This is a genomic window from Streptomyces sp. ADI96-02 (assembly GCF_003846185.1).
GTDB lineage: Bacteria > Actinomycetota > Actinomycetes > Streptomycetales > Streptomycetaceae > Streptomyces.
Map to the genome: position 1 here is coordinate 4,603,063 of NZ_ML123034.1, position 17,966 is coordinate 4,621,028.

Annotated in this window: 19 protein-coding genes and 2 pseudogenes; 15 read left to right on the forward strand and 6 right to left on the reverse strand. The window is 69.7% G+C overall.

What is annotated here, in order from left to right; genetic code table 11:
* Window positions 1–188: 188 nt before the first annotated feature.
* Window positions 189–854, reverse strand: a complete 666-nt coding sequence (gene snpA / locus EES43_RS20445) for a snapalysin (RefSeq protein ID WP_124270047.1) — start codon at window positions 852–854, stop codon at window positions 189–191.
* A 270-nt stretch (window positions 855–1,124) separates the two neighbouring features.
* On the opposite strand from snpA, the gene EES43_RS20450 reads away from it, so the two are divergent.
* Genes EES43_RS20450 through EES43_RS20460 form a run of 3 tightly spaced genes read left to right on the forward strand, consistent with a single transcriptional unit; the run spans window position 1,125 to window position 3,380 of the window.
* Window positions 1,125–2,078, forward strand: a complete 954-nt coding sequence (locus EES43_RS20450; RefSeq protein WP_124270048.1) for a LysR family transcriptional regulator — start codon at window positions 1,125–1,127, stop codon at window positions 2,076–2,078.
* A gap of 58 nt (window positions 2,079–2,136) precedes the next feature.
* A complete protein-coding gene (locus EES43_RS20455) occupies window positions 2,137–2,505 on the forward strand; it encodes a DUF952 domain-containing protein (RefSeq protein WP_124270049.1) in 369 nt (122 codons plus the stop codon).
* A complete protein-coding gene (locus EES43_RS20460) occupies window positions 2,502–3,380 on the forward strand; it encodes an NmrA family NAD(P)-binding protein (RefSeq protein ID WP_124270050.1) in 879 nt (292 codons plus the stop codon). Before EES43_RS20455 ends, EES43_RS20460 begins: the two co-directional genes overlap by 4 nt.
* Window positions 3,381–3,414: 34 nt before the next feature.
* On the opposite strand, the gene EES43_RS20465 is transcribed toward EES43_RS20460, so the two are convergent.
* The 3 genes from EES43_RS20465 to sodN all read right to left on the reverse strand — a co-directional run bounded on the left by EES43_RS20465 (window position 3,415) and on the right by sodN (window position 6,427).
* Window positions 3,415–4,596 (reverse strand): DUF1266 domain-containing protein, encoded by a 1,182-nt coding sequence (locus EES43_RS20465; RefSeq protein WP_124270051.1) that lies wholly within the window; start codon window positions 4,594–4,596, stop codon window positions 3,415–3,417.
* A complete protein-coding gene (locus EES43_RS20470) occupies window positions 4,593–5,774 on the reverse strand; it encodes a DUF1266 domain-containing protein (protein ID WP_124272080.1) in 1,182 nt (393 codons plus the stop codon). Before EES43_RS20470 ends, EES43_RS20465 begins: the two co-directional genes overlap by 4 nt.
* Window positions 5,775–6,031: 257 nt before the next feature.
* On the reverse strand, window positions 6,032–6,427 hold the full coding sequence (gene sodN, locus EES43_RS20475; RefSeq protein WP_124270052.1) for a superoxide dismutase, Ni: 396 nt from the start codon (window positions 6,425–6,427) through the stop codon (window positions 6,032–6,034).
* 176 nt (window positions 6,428–6,603) lie between these two features.
* Between sodN and sodX the strand changes: the two genes are divergently transcribed.
* Window positions 6,604–7,032 carry a nickel-type superoxide dismutase maturation protease gene (gene sodX / locus EES43_RS20480; protein ID WP_124270053.1) on the forward strand — a complete coding sequence of 143 codons (429 nt, stop codon included), beginning with the start codon at window positions 6,604–6,606 and terminating at the stop codon, window positions 7,030–7,032.
* Here sodX and EES43_RS20485 read toward each other — a convergent pair.
* Window positions 6,945–7,565, reverse strand: coding sequence for a CGNR zinc finger domain-containing protein (locus EES43_RS20485; RefSeq protein ID WP_124270054.1), 621 nt, complete (start codon window positions 7,563–7,565; stop codon window positions 6,945–6,947). The genes sodX and EES43_RS20485 overlap by 88 nt on opposite strands.
* 132 nt (window positions 7,566–7,697) lie before the next feature.
* On the opposite strand from EES43_RS20485, the pseudogene EES43_RS20490 reads away from it, so the two are divergent.
* From EES43_RS20490 to EES43_RS20510, 5 genes and pseudogenes are all read left to right on the forward strand, one after another.
* Window positions 7,698–8,063, forward strand: a pseudogene (locus EES43_RS20490) (class I SAM-dependent methyltransferase); the annotation flags it as partial.
* Between the two features lie 49 nt (window positions 8,064–8,112).
* A complete protein-coding gene (locus EES43_RS20495) occupies window positions 8,113–9,693 on the forward strand; it encodes a recombinase family protein (protein ID WP_124270055.1) in 1,581 nt (526 codons plus the stop codon).
* 475 nt (window positions 9,694–10,168) lie between these two features.
* Entirely contained in the window at window positions 10,169–10,456 is a 288-nt protein-coding gene (locus EES43_RS20500) for a hypothetical protein (protein WP_124270056.1), read from the forward strand.
* Window positions 10,457–10,551: 95 nt separating this feature from the next.
* Window positions 10,552–10,788 (forward strand): hypothetical protein, encoded by a 237-nt coding sequence (locus tag EES43_RS20505; RefSeq protein WP_124270057.1) that lies wholly within the window; start codon window positions 10,552–10,554, stop codon window positions 10,786–10,788.
* Window position 10,789: 1 nt separating this feature from the next.
* Window positions 10,790–11,290 (forward strand): hypothetical protein, encoded by a 501-nt coding sequence (locus EES43_RS20510; protein ID WP_124270058.1) that lies wholly within the window; start codon window positions 10,790–10,792, stop codon window positions 11,288–11,290.
* A gap of 1,565 nt (window positions 11,291–12,855) precedes the next feature.
* On the opposite strand, the gene EES43_RS20525 is transcribed toward EES43_RS20510, so the two are convergent.
* Window positions 12,856–13,536 (reverse strand): hypothetical protein, encoded by a 681-nt coding sequence (locus EES43_RS20525; protein WP_124270059.1) that lies wholly within the window; start codon window positions 13,534–13,536, stop codon window positions 12,856–12,858.
* A 166-nt stretch (window positions 13,537–13,702) separates the two neighbouring features.
* On the opposite strand from EES43_RS20525, the gene EES43_RS20530 reads away from it, so the two are divergent.
* From EES43_RS20530 to EES43_RS20555, 6 genes and pseudogenes are all read left to right on the forward strand, one after another.
* Window positions 13,703–13,969, forward strand: a complete 267-nt coding sequence (locus tag EES43_RS20530; protein ID WP_124270060.1) for a hypothetical protein — start codon at window positions 13,703–13,705, stop codon at window positions 13,967–13,969.
* On the forward strand, window positions 13,950–14,468 hold the full coding sequence (locus tag EES43_RS20535) for a DUF6879 family protein (RefSeq protein ID WP_346774301.1): 519 nt from the start codon (window positions 13,950–13,952) through the stop codon (window positions 14,466–14,468). The genes EES43_RS20530 and EES43_RS20535 overlap by 20 nt, the downstream gene beginning before the upstream one ends.
* Before the next feature lie 10 nt (window positions 14,469–14,478).
* Window positions 14,479–15,327: a helix-turn-helix domain-containing protein gene (locus EES43_RS20540; protein ID WP_124270062.1), complete on the forward strand. Its 849-nt coding sequence runs from the start codon at window positions 14,479–14,481 to the stop codon at window positions 15,325–15,327.
* A 90-nt stretch (window positions 15,328–15,417) separates the two neighbouring features.
* Window positions 15,418–15,618, forward strand: coding sequence for a hypothetical protein (locus EES43_RS20545; RefSeq protein WP_124270063.1), 201 nt, complete (start codon window positions 15,418–15,420; stop codon window positions 15,616–15,618).
* Between the two features lie 478 nt (window positions 15,619–16,096).
* Window positions 16,097–17,278 carry a methyltransferase domain-containing protein gene (locus EES43_RS20550; RefSeq protein ID WP_241192485.1) on the forward strand — a complete coding sequence of 394 codons (1,182 nt, stop codon included), beginning with the start codon at window positions 16,097–16,099 and terminating at the stop codon, window positions 17,276–17,278.
* A gap of 108 nt (window positions 17,279–17,386) precedes the next feature.
* Window positions 17,387–17,785: pseudogene (locus tag EES43_RS20555) on the forward strand (SAM-dependent methyltransferase); the annotation flags it as partial.
* Between the last annotated feature and the right edge of the window lie 181 nt (window positions 17,786–17,966).

Here is a 17,966-nt window from a genome sequence, read left to right on the forward strand (position 1 = left end):
GTCTCCGGAACGGCCCCTGTTCGGTGGGGGCGCCGGCCGGCCCCGGGACACGGGACCGGCCGGCCTCAGCCGCGTGGTGCGGTGCCGCGGCCGTGCGCGGCGGTGTGCGTGTGCGTTCCTGGGGCCGTCGTCGAACCACCGCCCGCCGGGGTGCGGGCGGGACGCCGGTCCGGTGACGGCCCCGGCGGTCAGCGGGTGGCTTCGGCCAGCGCGGCGGCGAAGCCGTTCTGCCAGAGCGAGTCGACCTGGGCGCGCTCGTTGGCGTCCGGGTTGGCGTTGGTGCAGGACGTGCCGGGGCCGCCGCCCGACATCAGCTCGCTGCACGGGCCGGCGTAGTTGTCGGGCAGGCCGAGCACGTGGCCCGTCTCGTGCGTGGTGACGCGCGTCGCGTCGTACTGCTGGTTCTGGGCGTAGTCCAGGAAGATGAAGCCGCCGCCCTTGCCGTCGGTGCTGGCGTAGGAGCCGCGCGGGTCGTTGCCCTCGCGGTACGTGAAGTCCGCGTTGGAGCCCTCCTGCAACGTGACGTTGGAGACCGAGCTGTTCCAGATCTGCGTGCTGCTGGCTATCTGGCTGCTGAAGGTCGGCGCCTGCGACGCGTCGTAGACCACGGTGACGGCCTGGACGCCGGGCTTGGCCGCCTGCTTCTCGGCGACGGACTTCAGGACCGCGTCGAAGAAGGCGCGGTTGGCCCGCTCGTTCGCGGTCGACGAGGCGGTGTATCCGGCGACGTCCGCGGCGGCCGCGGGGGGAGCGGCAGGGGCGGGAGCGGCGGCGATCGCGGGGGCGGTGCCCAGGGCGGCGACGAGGCCGAGACCGGCGACGGCGGAGGCGAAAGCGGTCCGGAGGTGTCTCATGGGGGGTTCTCCTACCTGTCCGATGTACCCGCACCGTGGGGGTGTCCGGCGAACGGACGAGTGCGGGGGCGGTACGGGGGAGAGTCTGGAGGAGCGAACCTGCGGCGGGGATGATGTCAAACCCCGATAACGCGGTCCTATCGCCGTCACCTGCACGTGACGGCCACGGCATCCTCACATGTCGGGCCGCCCAACAGTCCCTGAATTGACGTTTTTTGATGGGGTTGCTGTAGCTGGTGCGCGGGTGCGGACGGTCATAGTCTCCGCTGCATGGAGCTCGAGGTGAGGCATCTCAGGGCGCTGTGCGCCATCGCCGACGCGGGCAGTCTGCACCGGGCGGCCCGCCGTCTCGGCGTCAGCCAGCCCTCGCTGACCACGCAACTGCGGCGGATCGAGAACTCGCTGGGCGCCGAACTCTTCCGCCGGGAACGCACCGGCTGCCGGCCCACCCCGCTGGGCCGCTCCGTCCTGAGCCGGGCCCGACCTCTGGTCGACGGTATGAGCGCGCTGGTCAACGACGCCCTCGCAGAGGCGGAGGCCGCCCGCCCGCGCGGCCCCGGGCTGCGCATCGGCTCCACCGCGAGCCGGGTGATCGGCGGCTGGCTGCGCCGGCTGCGGGTGGCGATGCCGGGTACGGACATCTCGCTGCGGGTCGACGTCTCCGCCCACGCCTTGCTGCGCTCGGTCGAGGCGGGCCGGCTGGACGTCGCCTTCGTCCACGAGGTGGAGGGCAGCCCGCTCGCCGTCCCCGAGGGCCTGGAACAGCGCGTCCTGCTCGACCGCGAACCCCAGTTCATCTCGCTGGCCCGGACCCACCCGGCCGCCCGGCGCCGCGTGGTGGACCTGCGCGACCTGGCCGGCGACCCGTGGATGGTGGACCCGAGCGTGGACGGCGAGTGGGACGGAGTGCGGCGGATGCTCGGCGCCGCCGGACTGAACCCGCCCGTCCTGCACGGCGACTACCTCACCGCCGCCTCCCTCGTGGCGCTCGGCGAGGCCGTCGCCCTCTGCCAGCCCACCTCCGGGCCCCGCGACGACACGGTCATCCGGCCGCTGCGCGACGACCCGCTCGCCGTGCGCCTCCTCCTGGTCTCCCGGCCCGGGGCCGACATGGCCGGGGTCTACGCCGAACTGGAGGCCGCCTACCGGGAGGCCGCCCGGCGTTCGAGCGGCTACCACGAGTGGCTGCTGCGCCACCGCAGCCCACTGGCCCACGCCGCCTGACCGGCAGCCCGCCTCGCGCCGCCGCACGCGCCGAGGACCGGGGCGTTAGCGTGGCCCGATGACCGAGCCACTGCTGCACCTCGCCGAAGCACCCCTGTGGGAGGCGGCCCGCGGGACCGGGACGTACGAGATGTCCACCCGCGGTCGCACCCTCCAGGAGGAGGGCTTCATCCACTGCTCGCTGCCCCACCAACTCCCCGGCGTCGTGCGGATGCTGTACGGGTCGGACGACCGGGACCTGGTGGTGCTGGTCGTCGACCCCGCCCGGCTCACCGCCCCGGTCCGCTACGAGGCGATGGAGCCGGGCGGGGAGGAGTTCCCGCACGTGTACGGACCGCTTCCGGTGGACGCGGTCGTGGAGGTCCGCCCCTGGCCGGCGTCCCAGGCGGCCTCCGAGGAGCGACGAGAGGAAGGCGGAGCCCGGTGACCGGACCCCTCACCGCCGTGACCGGAGCGAGCGGAGCGGTCGGCGGCCGGGTCGCCCGCCGGCTGGCCCGGGTCGGCGTGCCCGTACGGCTCCTCGGCCGCGACCCCGCACGCCTGCCGGACCTGCCCGGCGCCGGCCACGCGCCGCCCGCGCCCTACGGCGAACCGGAGGCCATGCGCCGGGCCCTGGACGGGGCGCACACCCTGTTCCTGGTCTCCGCGCACGAGAGCCCGGACCGGGTCCGCGAGCACACCACGGCGATCGACGCGGCCGTCGCCGTCGGCGTCGAACGCATCGTGTACGTCTCCTTCCAGGGGGCCGCGCCCGACGCCACGTTCACCTTCGCCCGCGACCACTGGCACACCGAGGCCCACCTGCGCACCGTCGACGTCCGCCGCACCTTCCTGCGCGACAACTGGTACCTGGCCGGGCTGCCCGCGATGACCGGCCCCGACGGCGTGCTGCGCGGGCCCGGCGGCGACGGCAGGGTGGCGGCGGTCGCGCACGCGGACATCGCCGACGCCGCCGCGGCCGTGCTGCTCGACGAGAGCACCGACCACGACGGCCGGGTGTACGACCTCACCGGCCCCGAGGCCCTGACCCTCGCCGAAGCGGCCGAGCAGCTGAGCCGCGCCGCCGGACGCACCGTCCGCTACGAACCCGAGAGCAGGGAGGCGGCCTACGCCTCCCGCGCCGGACAGGCCGAGGAGTGGGAGGTGGCCGGCTGGGTCACCTCCTACGAGGCCATCGCCCGGGGCGAACTGGCCGCCGTGTCGGACGCCGTGCCCACGCTCACCGGGCACCCGGCCCAGACATTCGCCGGCTACCTCGCCGAGAACCCGGACAGCTACCGCCACCTGCTGCCCGGCGCCTGAGCCGCGCACCCGCCCGCCACACCCGGCCGCGGGCTCAACGCCACGGAAGATGACGCCACGGACTGCCCTCGCTCTCCGTCAGCAGACGGTGGGCGAGGACGTTCTGCTCGTAGAACGGTCCGTACTCCTCCTCGTCGAACCGCAGCACCCGACCCATCGCGTACGCCGCCGAGAAGTCCTCCCACGACCGGTGGGCCGACCTGCTCAGCGCGCCCGCGTGGACGATCGCCTGCTCCGCCTCGGCCGGTGTGCCGAACCGCGCCGACAGGCCCCAGCGGGCGAGGTTCACCGCGCGTCCGTAGTCGTACGCCACCGTCGTGCGCACCCGGCCGTCCGGCGGCAGCAGGCCGTCCGCGCGGAACCGGGCCTCGTAGCGCAGGACGCGGCGCACCAGGTCCTCGATGCCCCTGACCGCCGCGGGGTCCGCGCCCAGGTCCTGCGCGTGCCCGGCGGCCGTCTCCCGCCACAGGTCCGCCGACGGCAGCCCGCCCGCAGCCGCCGTGAGCTGTTCGCGGGCGCGGAGTACGAACTCCGGCTCCGGCGGGCTGTTGTCGGCGTCCAGCAGGAACGCCAACTGCCGCTGCCACTCCTCGCGCGTGGTGATCCCCCAGGACTCCCGGAGCAGATCGCGCTCGGTGACGTACGCGCGGTAGAGCGTGCCGACCTCGTTCCACGGGACCGCGTTCCCGACCGCCAGATGCGCCCCGCACGCCAGCCCGTACGCGAGCGGCCCGCGCAGCGCGCCGTGCCGCAGCGCGAGCAGCCGGTCCTTGCGCGGCCGGTCCGTCTCCGCGTACGAACGCCGCCACAGGGCGAGATCGGCCGGGCCCGTCGGCAGCAGCAACTGGGCGGGCGTTCCCACGTTCACACCCAGCAGGAGCCGCGGATCGGACCAGCCGAACTCGGCTGCCCAGCGCAGCGAGACGCCGTGGAACACCCAGTCCGGATGCCACGCCGGCAGCATCCCCCGGGTGAGCACCGGCCGGCACGCGAAGCCCGCCGGGTCGCGGTGCACGCGCCAGGTGACGGTCTCCGGATCGGCGTCGGCCTCGGCCCGCGGGGCCGGGATGTACAGCTCCGCCCCGGCCAGCGCCCGCAGTTGGCCCGGCACATCGCCCCGCAGCCCGGCCTCGTGGAGCAGGTGCTCGGTCTCGGACGGTGGGGCCCAGGGGGCGGGCGGCGGCCAGGGGGCGGCGGCAGGCGCGTTCGGGTTCATGACCACGGGATGTTCCGGAAGGGGCTCGCGGGGTCCTCGGTGAGGACGCGGTGCTGCGCCAGCGAGTCGCGGTAGGCCCGCTCCCCGGCGTCCGCGTCGTCGCAGTGGACCAGCCGGGCCAGCAGGTAGCCGAGCGAGAAGGCGGCCCAGGACGGGTAGGCGCGGCGGGCGAGTTCGCCCAGCCGCAGCACGTCCTGCTCCGCCTCCCGCGGATCGCCGTACCGGGCCCCGAGCGCGAGCCGTACGACGTTGACCGCGCGCCCGAGGTCGAAGGCGGCCAGGGTGTCGACCCGCCCGTCCGGGGCGAGGACCCCATCGGCGCGGAACCGCTCCTCGTACCGCACCACCCGCCGCAGCGCCTCCGCCGCCTCCGCCCGGTCCGCCCCGGCGCGCCCGGCGAACGCCCGGTCCACCGCCTCGGACCACTCCTCGACCGCCGGTGCGCGGCCGAGCCGGGCCGCCAGGGCGCACCGGGTCCGCAGGACGGTCTCCTGCACCCGTCCCACCAGCCGGTACTTCATCAGCGAGTCGAGCCGGCCGCGGTACTCGGCGCGGTGCTCGACGCCCCACGGGCGGCTCAGCCGGGCGCGGTCCGTCGCGTAGTCCTGGTAGACGGCGCCGAGCCGGTTCCAGACGAGTCCGTTGTGGACCGCCAGATGCGCTCCCAGCGCCAGCCCGTGCGCGAGCGGCCCGCGCAGCGGCCCGCCGGCGTCCGTGAGCAGGACGCCCTCGCGCGGCCCGCCGGACCGCGCCTCGGCCTTCAGCCACGCCCGCAGCCGCCGGGGCCGCGCGTCGAGCAGCACGGCGGACGGGGAGCCGTGGTTGACCGCGAGGTGGCGTACGTCGTAGGGCCAGGTCCGGGCGAGCGTGCCGAGGCCCATCTCGCGGAACACCCACTCCGGATGCCACTGCGGCAGCACGCCCGGCGTCAGGACCGGCACGCAGACCCGGCCGGTCGCCCCGTCCCGGATCGTGGGCAGCGGCGGCGTCCAGCCGGGTACGTCCGCGTGCAGCCGGGGGGTGAGCACGTACAGCCGGGTGCGCGCGAGCGCGTCCAGCACCGCCTCGTCCCGGCCGCCCGCGACCGCGAGAACCAGCTCCCGTTCGATCCGTGTGGGCGCCACGTCGAACGCCGGCCGCGCCCCGCCGCCGCGCTCACCGGCCCCGCCGTCCCGCAGCCCCGCCCCGTCGACCGCGTGCGCCGCGGCCCCTGCCCCGCTCCCCGTTGTCACGGAGGCGATCCTACGAAACGGGCTCCGCCGCCGCACCGGACGGTCAGGGACCTGTCGGGCGTCGGCCGTGACGAACCATACTGCGCGCTCTGACGACCGCACCCGGTCCGCCATGGCCGCCGTTCTCGGCGACCGGCGGACCGGGTGCGGTCAGGTGGGTGGCCCGACCCGTGGAAGTACGGGTCCGGCCGCTCAGCGACTGGTCAGGCGTTCTTGGTCTCCCAGAAGATCTTGTCGATCTGGGCGATCAGGTCCAGGGCCTTCTGCCCCGTCGCCGGGTCGTTGGAGCCCTTGGCCGCGGAGAGCGCCTTCAGGGTGTCGTTGACCAGCTGGTGCAGCTCCGGGTACTTCTCGAAGTGCGGGGGCTTGAAGTAGTCGCTCCACAGCACCGAGACGTGGTGCTTGGCGAGCTCGGCGCGCTGTTCCTTGATCAGAACGGCGCGGGTGCGGAAGTCCGCGTCCTCGTTGGCCTGGTACTTCTCCTGGACGGCCTTGACGGACTCGGCCTCGATGCGGGCCTGGGCCGGGTCGTACACGCCGCAGGGCAGGTCGCAGTGGGCGCTGACCTTCACCTTGGGGGCAAACAGGCGGGAAAGCATGGAGCTGTCCTCCTCGTGATCGTCTTCTCAGGTGGGACATTACTCCGTGGAGTGCCGCTTTCCGCGGCTGCCCCGGGGGCTTAGGTCAAAAGTCCGGGGTGAGAATCAGGGCGTCGGCCGAACGTGCGGAGCGGCGCGGGACGCTGTGCGGGAGGAGGGACCGGGAGGTGCCGAGGATGCCGGAGCCGGGACGGTGGCCGGGAGGCGGGCAGGGCGCGTTGAGGTCGCTGCGGGTGGTGGAGGTGACGGGGCCGTCGATGGTGCCCACGCTCTACCACGGCGATCTGCTGCTGGTGCAGTACGGGGCGCGGGTGCGCGCCGGGGACGTGGTGATCCTGCGTCACCCCTTCCAGCAGGACCTGCTGGTGGTGAAGCGGGCCACCGAGCGGCGGGCCGGCGGCTGGTGGGTGCGCGGCGACAACACGTTCGCGGGCGGGGACAGCACCGACTACGGCACGGTGCCCGAGGAACTGGTGCTGGCCGTGGTGCGGGCCCGGTACCGGCCGCCGGCCAGAGGTCAGACGTCGGTGGCGGCGGTGCTGGGCTGGGCCGCCTCGGCGGTGCGGCCGGTGCGTTCGGCCTCCTCGCGTTTGCGGGCCCGGTAGGCGGCGACGTTGGCCCGGGTCGCGCAGCGGTCCGAGCAGTACCGCCGTGAGCGGTTGGTGGAGGTGTCCAGGTAGGCGTTGCGGCACGGGGCCGCCTCGCACAGGCCGAGCCGGTCGACGCCGTGCGACGTGAGGTGGAAGGCCAGGCCCATGGCCGCGATGGCGGCGTATCCGGCGGTCACGTTCGACGGGTGGTCGGCCAGGTGCATGTGCCAGTCGGGCCGGCCGTCCTGGTCCCGGGTGTCGTGGCCGGAGATCTGCGGACTCACCGGGAACTCCAGGAGCAGCGAGTTGAGCAGGTCCACCGCGAGCGTCTCGTCGCCGCTCTCCGCCCCCTCGAAGACCGCGCGCAGCCGCCCCCGTACGGAGCGGAAGCGGGTGACGTCCGCGTCCGTCGCGCGCCGGGCCGCCTGCTGGTTCGCGCCGAACAGCTCCCGGACCGCCTCGACCGAGGTGAGCGCGTCCTTGCCGCGCGCGGGCTCCTCGGTGTTGACCAGACGCACGGCGTAGTCCGAGTAATGGTCCAGTTCCACTTGTAGTCCTTACGGGATCGGTCTAAAGTCGCTGCGAGAGCCAAGTGTAATGGTCCGGATTGGCTATTGAGTCTTACATCGAGAGTGATATCGGAGGGTGGCGTGACGGACGTGGAGGACAGCGTGACGGGCGTGGCGGCGACGGGCGCCGACTGGCGGTCCTGGCAGGAGAGCTGGGACCGCCAGCAGGAGTGGTACATGCCCGACCGCGAGGAGCGCTTCCGGGTGATGCTCGACATGGTGGAGGCGTTCGCCGGCCCGGAACCGAGGGTGCTCGACCTCGCGTGCGGTACGGGAAGTATTACGGACCGGCTCCTCCAGCGGTTCCCGAAGGCCACCAGCACGGGCGTCGACCTCGATCCCGCGCTCCTGGCGATCGCCCGCGGAACGTTCGACGGCGACGACCGGGTCACCCTCGTCACCGCCGACCTCAAGGACCCCGGCTGGACGGCGCGACTGCCGCACGACCGCTACGACGCCGTACTCACCGGGAGCGCCCGCAAAACGCACATGCGTGCGGAAGCGGAGTTCGCGCAAGATGGATCGCATGATTACGACGGAGTACGACGGGTGCGGTAAGTGCCTGGTGGGAGTACGTCGCCTCTCTCGCAAGTCTGACTCCACCAACAGCCCGGAAAAGCAGCTCGGCCAGGTGCTCAGCGCCGTGGAAGCTGTCGGCGGGCACGTCATCGCGTGGGCGGACGACTGGGAGGTGTCGGGTGCGACCGACCCCGTGACGCGTCCAAAGCTCGGCCCGTGGCTCCGTGACGAGATGGGCCCGTACTACGGGATCGCGGGCTCGGCGGTCGACCGGATCGGGCGCAACCAGCGGGATGTACTGAACACGGCGTACATGGTCCACGAATCGGGCCGCCTGTTGATCACCTACGGCCACGACGGACCGTGGAACCTGGACGACCCCGCCGATGAGATGCGGCTCTCTATGGAGTCCTTCGGCGCGCAGATGGAGCTTCGCGCGATCCAGAAGCGCAACCGGGACGAGACGAAGCGGGCGCGCAGCGCCGGACAGCCGAAGCAGAAGAACCGGTACGGGTATCAGTTTGTACGGCTCATCCCGACGGGCAACGTCGACCGAGTGGAGCTGGACCCCGTGGCTTCCCTCATCCTCCGAGACGTCGCGGAACGCATCCTCGCCGACGAGACCGGAACGGTGACCGTCCACACCGAAGCCGCTCGCTTGAACCGCGCGGGCGTGCTGTCGCCTGCCGACCACCGCGCCGTGATGTACGGACGCAAGCCCAAGGGCACCTTGTGGAACGCCAAGGCTCTCAAGCGGATGCTCACCAGCGAAGCATCCTTGGGCTACCTCATGCACGACGAGCGCCCCGTGATCGGCCCGGACGGGCACGCGGTGCGTATCGCCGATCCGCTGTGGGACCACGCCACCCGGGACGCGCTGATCAGGAAGACCGCTCCGAAGTGGACCGGGACCCGCGCGCCGAAGGGGGTGCGTCTGCTCTCGGGTATTACGTTCTGCGGCGGGTGCGGCCAACGGCTCTACATGGTGGCCCGGACGGGACAGAATCCGTCGTACGGCTGCACGGCGCGCACGCGCGGCATCCCGTCGTCCGTCGGGTGCAAGCCCGCCCCCACGATGTCCGTCCCCATGCTGGACGAGCACGTGTCGACGTGGTTCCTGGCCGAGTACGGCGACCACCAGGTGATGCGTAAGGAATTCGACCCCGGCACCGGCTACGCCGCTCGTATCGCCGAGATTGAAGCGGACCGCACGCGGCTCCGTGGAGACCGTCAGGCGGGCCTGTACGAGTCGGAGGGCGACACCGAGTGGTACCGCACGGAGTACGCCCGGATGACGCAAGAGATCGAAGATCTCAAGCGGCTTCCCGAGCGGCCGGCGGGGATGCGGTGGATGCCCCTTGGGCGGACGATCGCGGACGACTGGAAGACCGCCCCGGACGACGTCGCCCGTAGGGAGATCCTGAACGAGTACGACGTACGGGTGACGCTGCACCCGCGCGGCACCAAGCACCGAGTGCGTGTGACCGGACTCGACCCGGAGCAGAGGGCGGCAGAGCAGAGCACGGCGCGCGACCACGCCGAGACGGCTGCATTGGCTGAGTTGGAGGATGTTGCGGAAGCCCTCTGACCTCTGACGTTCCTACTGACGAAGCCCCGGTAGTTCCTCGCGGACCGCCGGGGCTTTGCTGTGCCCGCAGCGGGGCCGACCAACGGGCCGAGTCATGACGGGGCCGCGCAACAGCGAGGGGCGAAAAGGTGTTGAGGGTGTCGAACTTCGACTGTTTTGGGGGAAGCCAAGAAAAACCTAGAGAGAAGAGAGCAGAGGGTCTCTGTCGTCACCCTCGACACCCCTTCGCTGCTCTCCGTCCACTCGACGATGGCCGCCGAGGATTCCGGCGCATTGAAATGTTGCCTGCATCACACTTGGTGTCCGATTCGCCTGACCTGAATAGTTTTGCGGGCAACCCTCGGTCCCTACTATCCGTGAACCAGGAAGCGACCCAGTCTCGGGGTCACCGGCCCCGGAACGCGCGAGCAACTTCCGTCCATACGAACCACGTTCAGGGCCCGTCACTGCACCTGAAACCCGCCTGAGAGGAACGATGAACACCACACGGCACATAGAGGTCTGCGCGCTCCTGCGACGCGCTGAGAGCGCCGCACGGGACGCACTGAACGGCGACCAGGCCGCCGCGCGTACGGCCCTCGCTCTCGTCACCGACGCACGGCAGCGAGCCGAGGACGCGGGGCCCGGTACGTGTGCGCACCCGAACTGCTCCAACGAACTGCACTACGTAGGGCGGGGCCGCCGTCCGCTGTACTGCTCGGCGGAGTGCAGGACGGGCGTTTACCAGGCGACGCAGATGGCCGCGCGTGCGCTAATCGCGTAACACGCTTCACTCGCCCACAACCACACAGCTCCACTCACGAACCCCTGACGTGCCAAAACGCAGGGGGTTTTCATGCCCAGAGACAAGGACAAGACATGAGTAATCCTCTTAACGGAGTCGCTTTTCTGGACGGCTTCGCAGACAACGACCGGAACCGCGCTATGGATTTCAAGCGGAACGAGCATATGGAAAGGCTCGCCGCCCTGCGCGACTCGCAGCCCGACGCGTACGACCGGATCAGCCCCACGATCCGAATGGGCCTCGGGTACTACGAGAACGACAAGAAGAATGCCATTGCCCACGGTGTCGATGTGAACAAGGGGAACAACTGATATGACTACCAACGAAATCCAGAAGGCCGCTGAGCGCGTGGCCAAGCTCCGCGCACAGGCGGAAAAGCTGTCCGCCCCGCTCGCTGACGCACAGGCCGAGTTGGCATCGGCACAGAAAGCCGAAGCGACTCGCAGGGCCGAGCGCGGAGAAATTTACGACCATGAATTTTCCCGCACCTATTCGGACCGCGCGAGGGAGGCTGCAAGCTCCGGCGACGGTGCCCGAGACCGCTTTTACGAACTCCTGGCAGAGGAACCCTGGTTCGCTGCCTATGTCGAGTTTCGTGCAGCTCGTCACAAGCGCAGGCACGTTCTCGATGAGGCGCAGCGAGCGCAGCGGGCTTTGCAGGAAGTCGTGACCGTTCCAGAACAGCGCTACTACCCCGTTGCCATTCTCAACGACATTGAGAGCCACGCCGAAAAGATGGCTGCACAGAAGGCAGCAGAGTTCGCCGAAGAACTCCGGAAGACACGGGATGATTTCCTGGAAACCAAGGACTGATGATGGCGGTTGACGCACTCGACCCCGGGCCGGACGGGGATTACCCGCACTTCCCCCGTGATGCAGAAGGGCGGCCCGCGTGGGCGGATACGGCAACGGATGCTGAGACCGTGATGCCGAGGGGAGTTCAGCACATGCGGCAAGCTGGCCGGCGCACGGCTATAGACCTCACACCCCGCCACCCGGACGGAACTCCGATTGATCCCCCGGTGATCCCCCCGAACGGCCCCCATGCCGCGTAAGCCCCGTACCCCCTGCCCGATACCCGGATGCCCCGAGTTGACGGCAGGGGGCCGCTGCACGTCCCAGAGGGCTTCACCGCGACGTGAGCCATGCGGCGAGCCCGCTCCCCGTGCCGGTGGCGAGGGCTGCGACCAGCCATCCGGGGATACGTTGGACGGTCAGTCGAACACCGCCGATGCGAACTTCAAGCACAGGACAGAGCGGGGCATTGCAGGGTTGCTGGCACATGTCGCAACTGCACACTGCTGAATGCCCTGTTCGCTATGACGTTGCCTTGACTTCTGTATGACTTCTTCCAAGTCATGACGTCATATGTCACCGCGAGGTGAGCCATGCTGCGAGTCCGCTTCCTGCGGCCGTGGCGAGGGCTGCCACCAGCCACCCGGGGACGCGCTGAATGGTCAAGTGGACACCACCGCAACGGAGTTCAAAGGCGGAGCGGGCTGGAGGGTGCTTGGTGTCGTTCGGCATGGCTCTATGAGAGCGCATGAAACGGCCATCCCCTATGCCCATGGGCATAGCAGCCCCGCCAAAGACGCCAAAGATCATCTTGGGCACTCACCCGGGCCGGAGTCGAGCGCTTCACCGCGACGTGAACCACGCCGCGAGCCCGCTACCGGTGGCCGTGGCGAGAGCTGCCACGAGCCATCCGGGGACGCGCTGAACGGTCAAGTGCAGTCCCCCGCAGCGGAGTTCGAATGCTGGAGGGCCGGTATAGCCGCGCGTTTCGGTCTTCATCGCACCAGTACAGCAGATGACAAATTGACCATTTCCTTACCCCATGGGGTAAGCAATTCGCGTTCGGAGATGCCCCATGCCCCGACGACCCCGCCCCCCGTGCTCTGTCCCCGGGTGCCCCGAGCTGACCCCCCTTGGGTGGTCGCTGCCCGCAGCACACCAGGGAAGCGAACGCGGACCGTGCCTCGCGTGGTGGAGCCGTTTACACAACGTGGTGGCAGCGCGTCCGGCGCGCATACCTGTACGCGAACCCGTGGTGCGTGCTTTGCGGTCAGTCGGCGAACGTCGCGGACCATCACCCCTTGTCGCGCCGCGAGTTGATCGCTCGGGGTGAGTCGAGCCCTGACGCGGCGAAGCATCTGCGTCCGCTGTGCGTCGGGTGTCACAACCGAGAGACCGCACGCAATCAGCCGGGCGGGTTCGCTGCGGAAGCACGGTCACGGCGCGAGGCGAACGAACGCCCGCCGTTCTGACCAGGGGGGTACTCCCCTCTCCTCCCGAGATTGAGCGGCAGGGAGGCGAAAAACTCGCATGGCTCATTGGGGTGTTTCGGTGGGCCTTAGTTCCGCCCTCGGAGAAGGTTGTTACTCCGGCGCTGGGTCAAGGCTGGGTGGCTCAGTGTCTACCGCCCTTCTCAACTCCAGTTCGTTTCTGATTTGTTCCGCAAGGAAGCTCAATGCGCCCGCTTGATTCTCCTGAGCCTTTGTTGACTTCTTTGCCTGCTCAGCCATGACGTGCGTGCTCCACTCCAAGGACTCTCTATCAAGCCCAGTGCTGCGTTGGATCTCTAGGTCGATGATGTAAGTCAAGGTCTCTACCTTGCCGAACGGGCCGAATGAGTCGACCGTCACGGTATAAAGCAGAGGAAGGTCGGAGTCGAAGAACTTGAAGCCGGCGTCAAGGTTGAAAAGGAGAGTCCGCTTAGGCGGAAGCGTCGGAATCTTTCTTGTGATCGCGCGATTTATGGCAGCGTCTCGTTCCTCTCCCCGGGTGGTTCTCAAGGGCGGATCGATCGTGATCTGTACGTCGCGCGCCAGCGTTGGGCCGATGTTCTCAATGGAGAAGACCATGAGTGAGGACCCTGGCACCCTAGGTCGGATATCGGCGATCACGTACGGCTCTGCTTGTTCGCGCTGCGATTTTTCCGTGAGCGCGTTGGCTCTGGCTGCCGTCGCTGTCTGTCTGTGGCTGTAAATGAATGTCGTCAGTGCCGTGGGAACGGAGATCACTAGGGCGACGAGCGCGATGGTCGATGAGGCGTCCATGTCTCTGAGCGTAGGGTCCACCCCTGACAGTGCATGGCTCATCGGCGCAACTCTTTCTACCCGGGCTCGGGCTTCGTTGGCGTCTGGACCCGCCCTCTTGCGCCTGCCAGCCGTAGGGGTGAGGCTCGTGCACGTCTGTGCAACCGACTCGCTAGGAGAGTGCCCAATGGCCCTAAAGTTCCTGGGGATTTGGCCCAACACCCCCGATGACGGCTCGCCCACGATCTGGCTGGACGACACCACCGGTGACCTCATCATCCAGTCGTGGAAGGCTGACGAGGAGACGATCCGGCAGGCGCAGGAAGTCGGCTCGGTGCCGGGTCACTCGACGGACGTTCCGGCCCACGAGACCGTGATCCGGCTTCCTGCGAACATGCTCCAGTTCATCCCCCGTCCGGACAGTGAGGGCAACGGTGGCAACAGCGGTACGTGAATGTCTCGCCAAGGCGCAGCGCTCGGCGATGCACCTTGAGATGCGGGACAGCTACATGCGGGACGACCCGGAGTTCATCCGTTGGCAGGAAGGGCACCGGTACGACCCGGCAGACCGCGAGTCGTGGTGGCGGTCGTGGCTGGACGTGGTGGCCGAGACGACCGCCCGGGGTGTCGTCATGCGCCGACTGCGCGTGGTCTCCGAGCCGCTGAGCGACTACGTCCGGTACGAGTACGACGGCACCTTTACGAACGTCGCAGCCGGCGAGGAGGTCCGTTGGCTGCCTCGCTCGCGGGCGCGTGATCTGCTGCTCCCCGCGCTGGACGGGTGGGTCATGGACGAGGAAACCGTGATCCTCCACCACTTCAGCGGGGAGGGGCAGTGGACCGGCCCGCGTATGGAAGTCGTGCACGATCCGGCGTTGGCCGCGCAGTACGTCAGCGCGTATGAGGCAGCGTGGGAGCGCGCGATTCCTCACGCGGAGTACCGGCCCACCTGATCACGTACCCATGGCTGTCTCTGCATCTTCCAGCGCCCAGCAGGCCCGGCAGGCTCTCGCGAAACGTCTCGCGGATCTCTGCCGGGATGCCGGGCTGACCGGTCTCGACCTCGCCGAGCGCTGCGGGTGGAGCCGGTCCAAGTCGTCCCGGATCATGAATGCCAAGACGCCCCCGTCCGCTTACGACATTCGGGCCTGGTGTCAGGCGTGTGGTGCCGAGGATCAGGCCGAGGACCTGATTGCCTCGCTGCGGACAGCTGAGGGCATGTGGGTCAACTGGCGCCGCATGGAGAGGGCCGGGCTCAAGCAGGCGCAGGAAGCGCGCTTGCCGCTGTATCAGCGGACCCGCCGTTTCCGGTCCTACTCGTCGTGGCTCGTGCCCGGCATGATCCAGACGCAGCCATACACCACGGCAGCGCTCCAAGCGATCCAGCGTCGTCGCGGCCTGGTGGACGATGTGGCCGACGCCGTGGCCGCCCGCATGGAACGTCAGCGGGTCCTGTACGAAGGCGACCGGCTGTTCGCGTTCCTCGTTGAAGAGTCTGTGTTGCGGGCCGGAATCGGCGGTACCGAGGTCATGTCCGGGCAGCTTGGCCACCTGATCTCGATTGCTTCACTTCCCAATGTCAGCTTGGGAGTTGTCCCCATGCGGCCCGATCGGGAGCGCTGGCCGGCTGAGGGGTTCTGGATCTACGACACGGCCCAAGTCAACGTTGAACTGATCTCCGGCTACCTCACGATCACGCAACCGAGCGAGGTGGCCATGTACGCCGACACGTTCACGGAACTGGCAGCGCTGGCCGTCTATGGCGCCCCTGCCCGTGCGCTCATCACATCGGCGCTGGAAGCGCTCGAATAATCCGCGTGCAACCTTGTGCAATCGCATGGGAGTTGAGGGTTCCCCATCCCTAGCGTGGTCTGCGTCGGACCACGTGAGGGGACACCATCGATGGCGAGTACGACCAGAGACACGGACGCCCGCAGGGACGAGTACGCCACGTACGCGCCCGAGGGGGTGACCTGCCCCGAGTGCAACCAGCCGATCGGGGTGATTGAGCCCTGCCGCCGGGGGTCGGTGGAACGGCAGTCCGGACCGCCCGCCGTGGTCTACCGGCACAGCAAGTGCGCCAAGCCGTACCGGGGTGCCTGATGCCCCCTGCACGGCTCCAGAGAGGTCCTGTGCGGCCGCTACCGGCCCCGGAGCTGGTGAGAGCCCTGACAGCCCGTACAAGGGCTCTCCCGAGGGCTGGTGGACGGAGTACGGCGGGGCCCAAGATCCCCGGTCCGGGGTCGTGTACTTCCCGCCGGGCACCACGCCGCCGAAGTTCTCCGGCGGGGTCGAGTAGCCCAGAGGACTCCCGAGCTCGCTTTGCGCGATCCAAGCCGGTGCGCTCGGGTGCACTACCCCCGCCCGGTGGGGCCCATGTGGGGACGTGAGACCACCGGGCGGGTTCCCAAGATCCGTACGTAAACAAGAGAGGGAACACCATGGGATGGGGAACGGGTAAGGGCGGCAGCGGGGGCAACGGGCAGCACTCCGGGGGGAAGGACCCGGGCACGTCCAAGCCGTCGTCCGACACCGCCAAGCCGAAGGACCCGCCGAAGCACAAGAAGGAAGACTGACGCAGGTGACGACACCGAAACTCGCCGCGTCCGAGCGAATCGCCCTGCGCGGTCTGCTCGGCGCGGTGAACGACGACATGGACGCGCCGGTGACGCCCGAGTGGGAGCGTGCGGCATGGAATGTTCCCCGGTCCGCGTTCGTCCCCGAGCGCATCTTCCTGGGTGAGGGCCTGGAGCCGTGCAACCGGGTGGACGCCCCGGAAACGTGGCTTCGCGCGGTCTACGCCAACGATTCCGTCGTGACGCAGATCAACGACGGCGAGGACCCCGAGGACGGCGAACGGTGGGCGTCGTCGTCCGCGAGCGCCCCGAGCATCGTGTTCCGGATGCTGCACATGCTCGACGTGCGCGAGGGACACAGGGTCCTGGAGATCGGCACCGGAACGGGATGGAACGCGGGTCTCCTGGCCCATGTCGCCGGCCCGGGGAGCGTGACGACTGTGGAAGTCGACCCCGCGTTGGCGGAGCAAGCCGGGGAACGTCTGCGAAAAGAGGGCGTTGCTGCCGCCGTAGTGACCGGGGACGGGGCTGAGGGCTACACGGGCAACGCGCCGTATGACCGGCTCGTGGCGACGTGTTCCGTAAGGTCCGTCCCTCGCCCGTGGCTCACACAGGTGAAGTCCGGGGGTGTCATCCTCACGCCGTGGGAGAGCCCGTGGGTCTGTTACGGGCTGCTGCGCATGACCGTGGACGACACCGGAACCGCGTCGGGCCCGTTCTCCCCGCACTCCGCGTTCATGCTCATGCGAAACCAGCGCACCGACCTTCGGATCTTCCGGGACGTGGTGCGCGACGACCACCAGCCCGCCGAGTCGAGCACCACCCTTCCGCCGTGGCGGGCGGCCGGTGACGACCTGGCCGCGCAGTTTGCCATGGGGCTACAGCTCCGTGACGTGTGGTGGACGTGGCACGACAACCCCGACGTGGAAGGGGTTGCATCCCGGCTGTGGGTCGCCACGACCGACGCCACGTCGTGGGCTGCCGTGGACTGGGACGGGAAGTCGGACGACCGGTTCACCGTGTGGCAGCACGGCCCGCGCCGACTGTGGGACGAAGTGGAAGCCGCGCACGCCTGGTGGCTGCTGCACGGCCGTCCCGGGCCCGAGCGGTTCGGGCTCACTGTGACCGAAACGGGCGAGTCCGCGTGGCTGGACACCCCCGATCGGCCCGTCCCCCCAACCGGCTGACCCGCAAGACCGCCCCGCCTGTGCGCTGCCCCGTGGCGCATGGGCGGGGTTTCCCTGTGCCCGGACGCACCCTCTGGCTAGAGTGTGTGTTTAGAGGGTGTTCCTGCCGCCACCGCCCTGCACTGGCTGCACAGCGACCCCCTCGCCGCGCTCTACGGGCAGATCGGCGGCCTCGTCCGGGACGGCGGGGTGTTCATGAACGCCGACCACATGATCGACACCGGCACGCCCCGGATCAACGCCGCCGAACGCGCCCACCGCCACGCCGCGATGGACCGGGCCAAGGCCGCCGGAGCGCTGGACTGGGCCGCGTGGTGGGCCGTCGCAGCCGCGGACCCGGTGCTCGCCGGTCCCACCGCCGAGCGGTTCGCGATCTACGGGGAGCACGCGGACGGCGACATGCCCTCCGCCGACTGGCACGCCCGCACCCTGCGCGCGTCCGGCTTCGCCGAGGCCCGCGCGGTCTGGGCCTCGCCCTCGGACACGATGGTGCTCGCCGTGAAGTGAGCCCGTACCGGTTGGGGACGCGGCGAAGGGCCGTACGGGGTCCGGGAGGCGGCGAAGGGCGGTACGGACCGGTGTCCGTGCCGCCCTTCGCCGTACAGCATGTACAGCAGCCGCCTACAGCACCTTCGACAGGAACGACTTCGTCCGGTCGTGCTGCGGGTTGGTCAGCACCTCGCGCGGA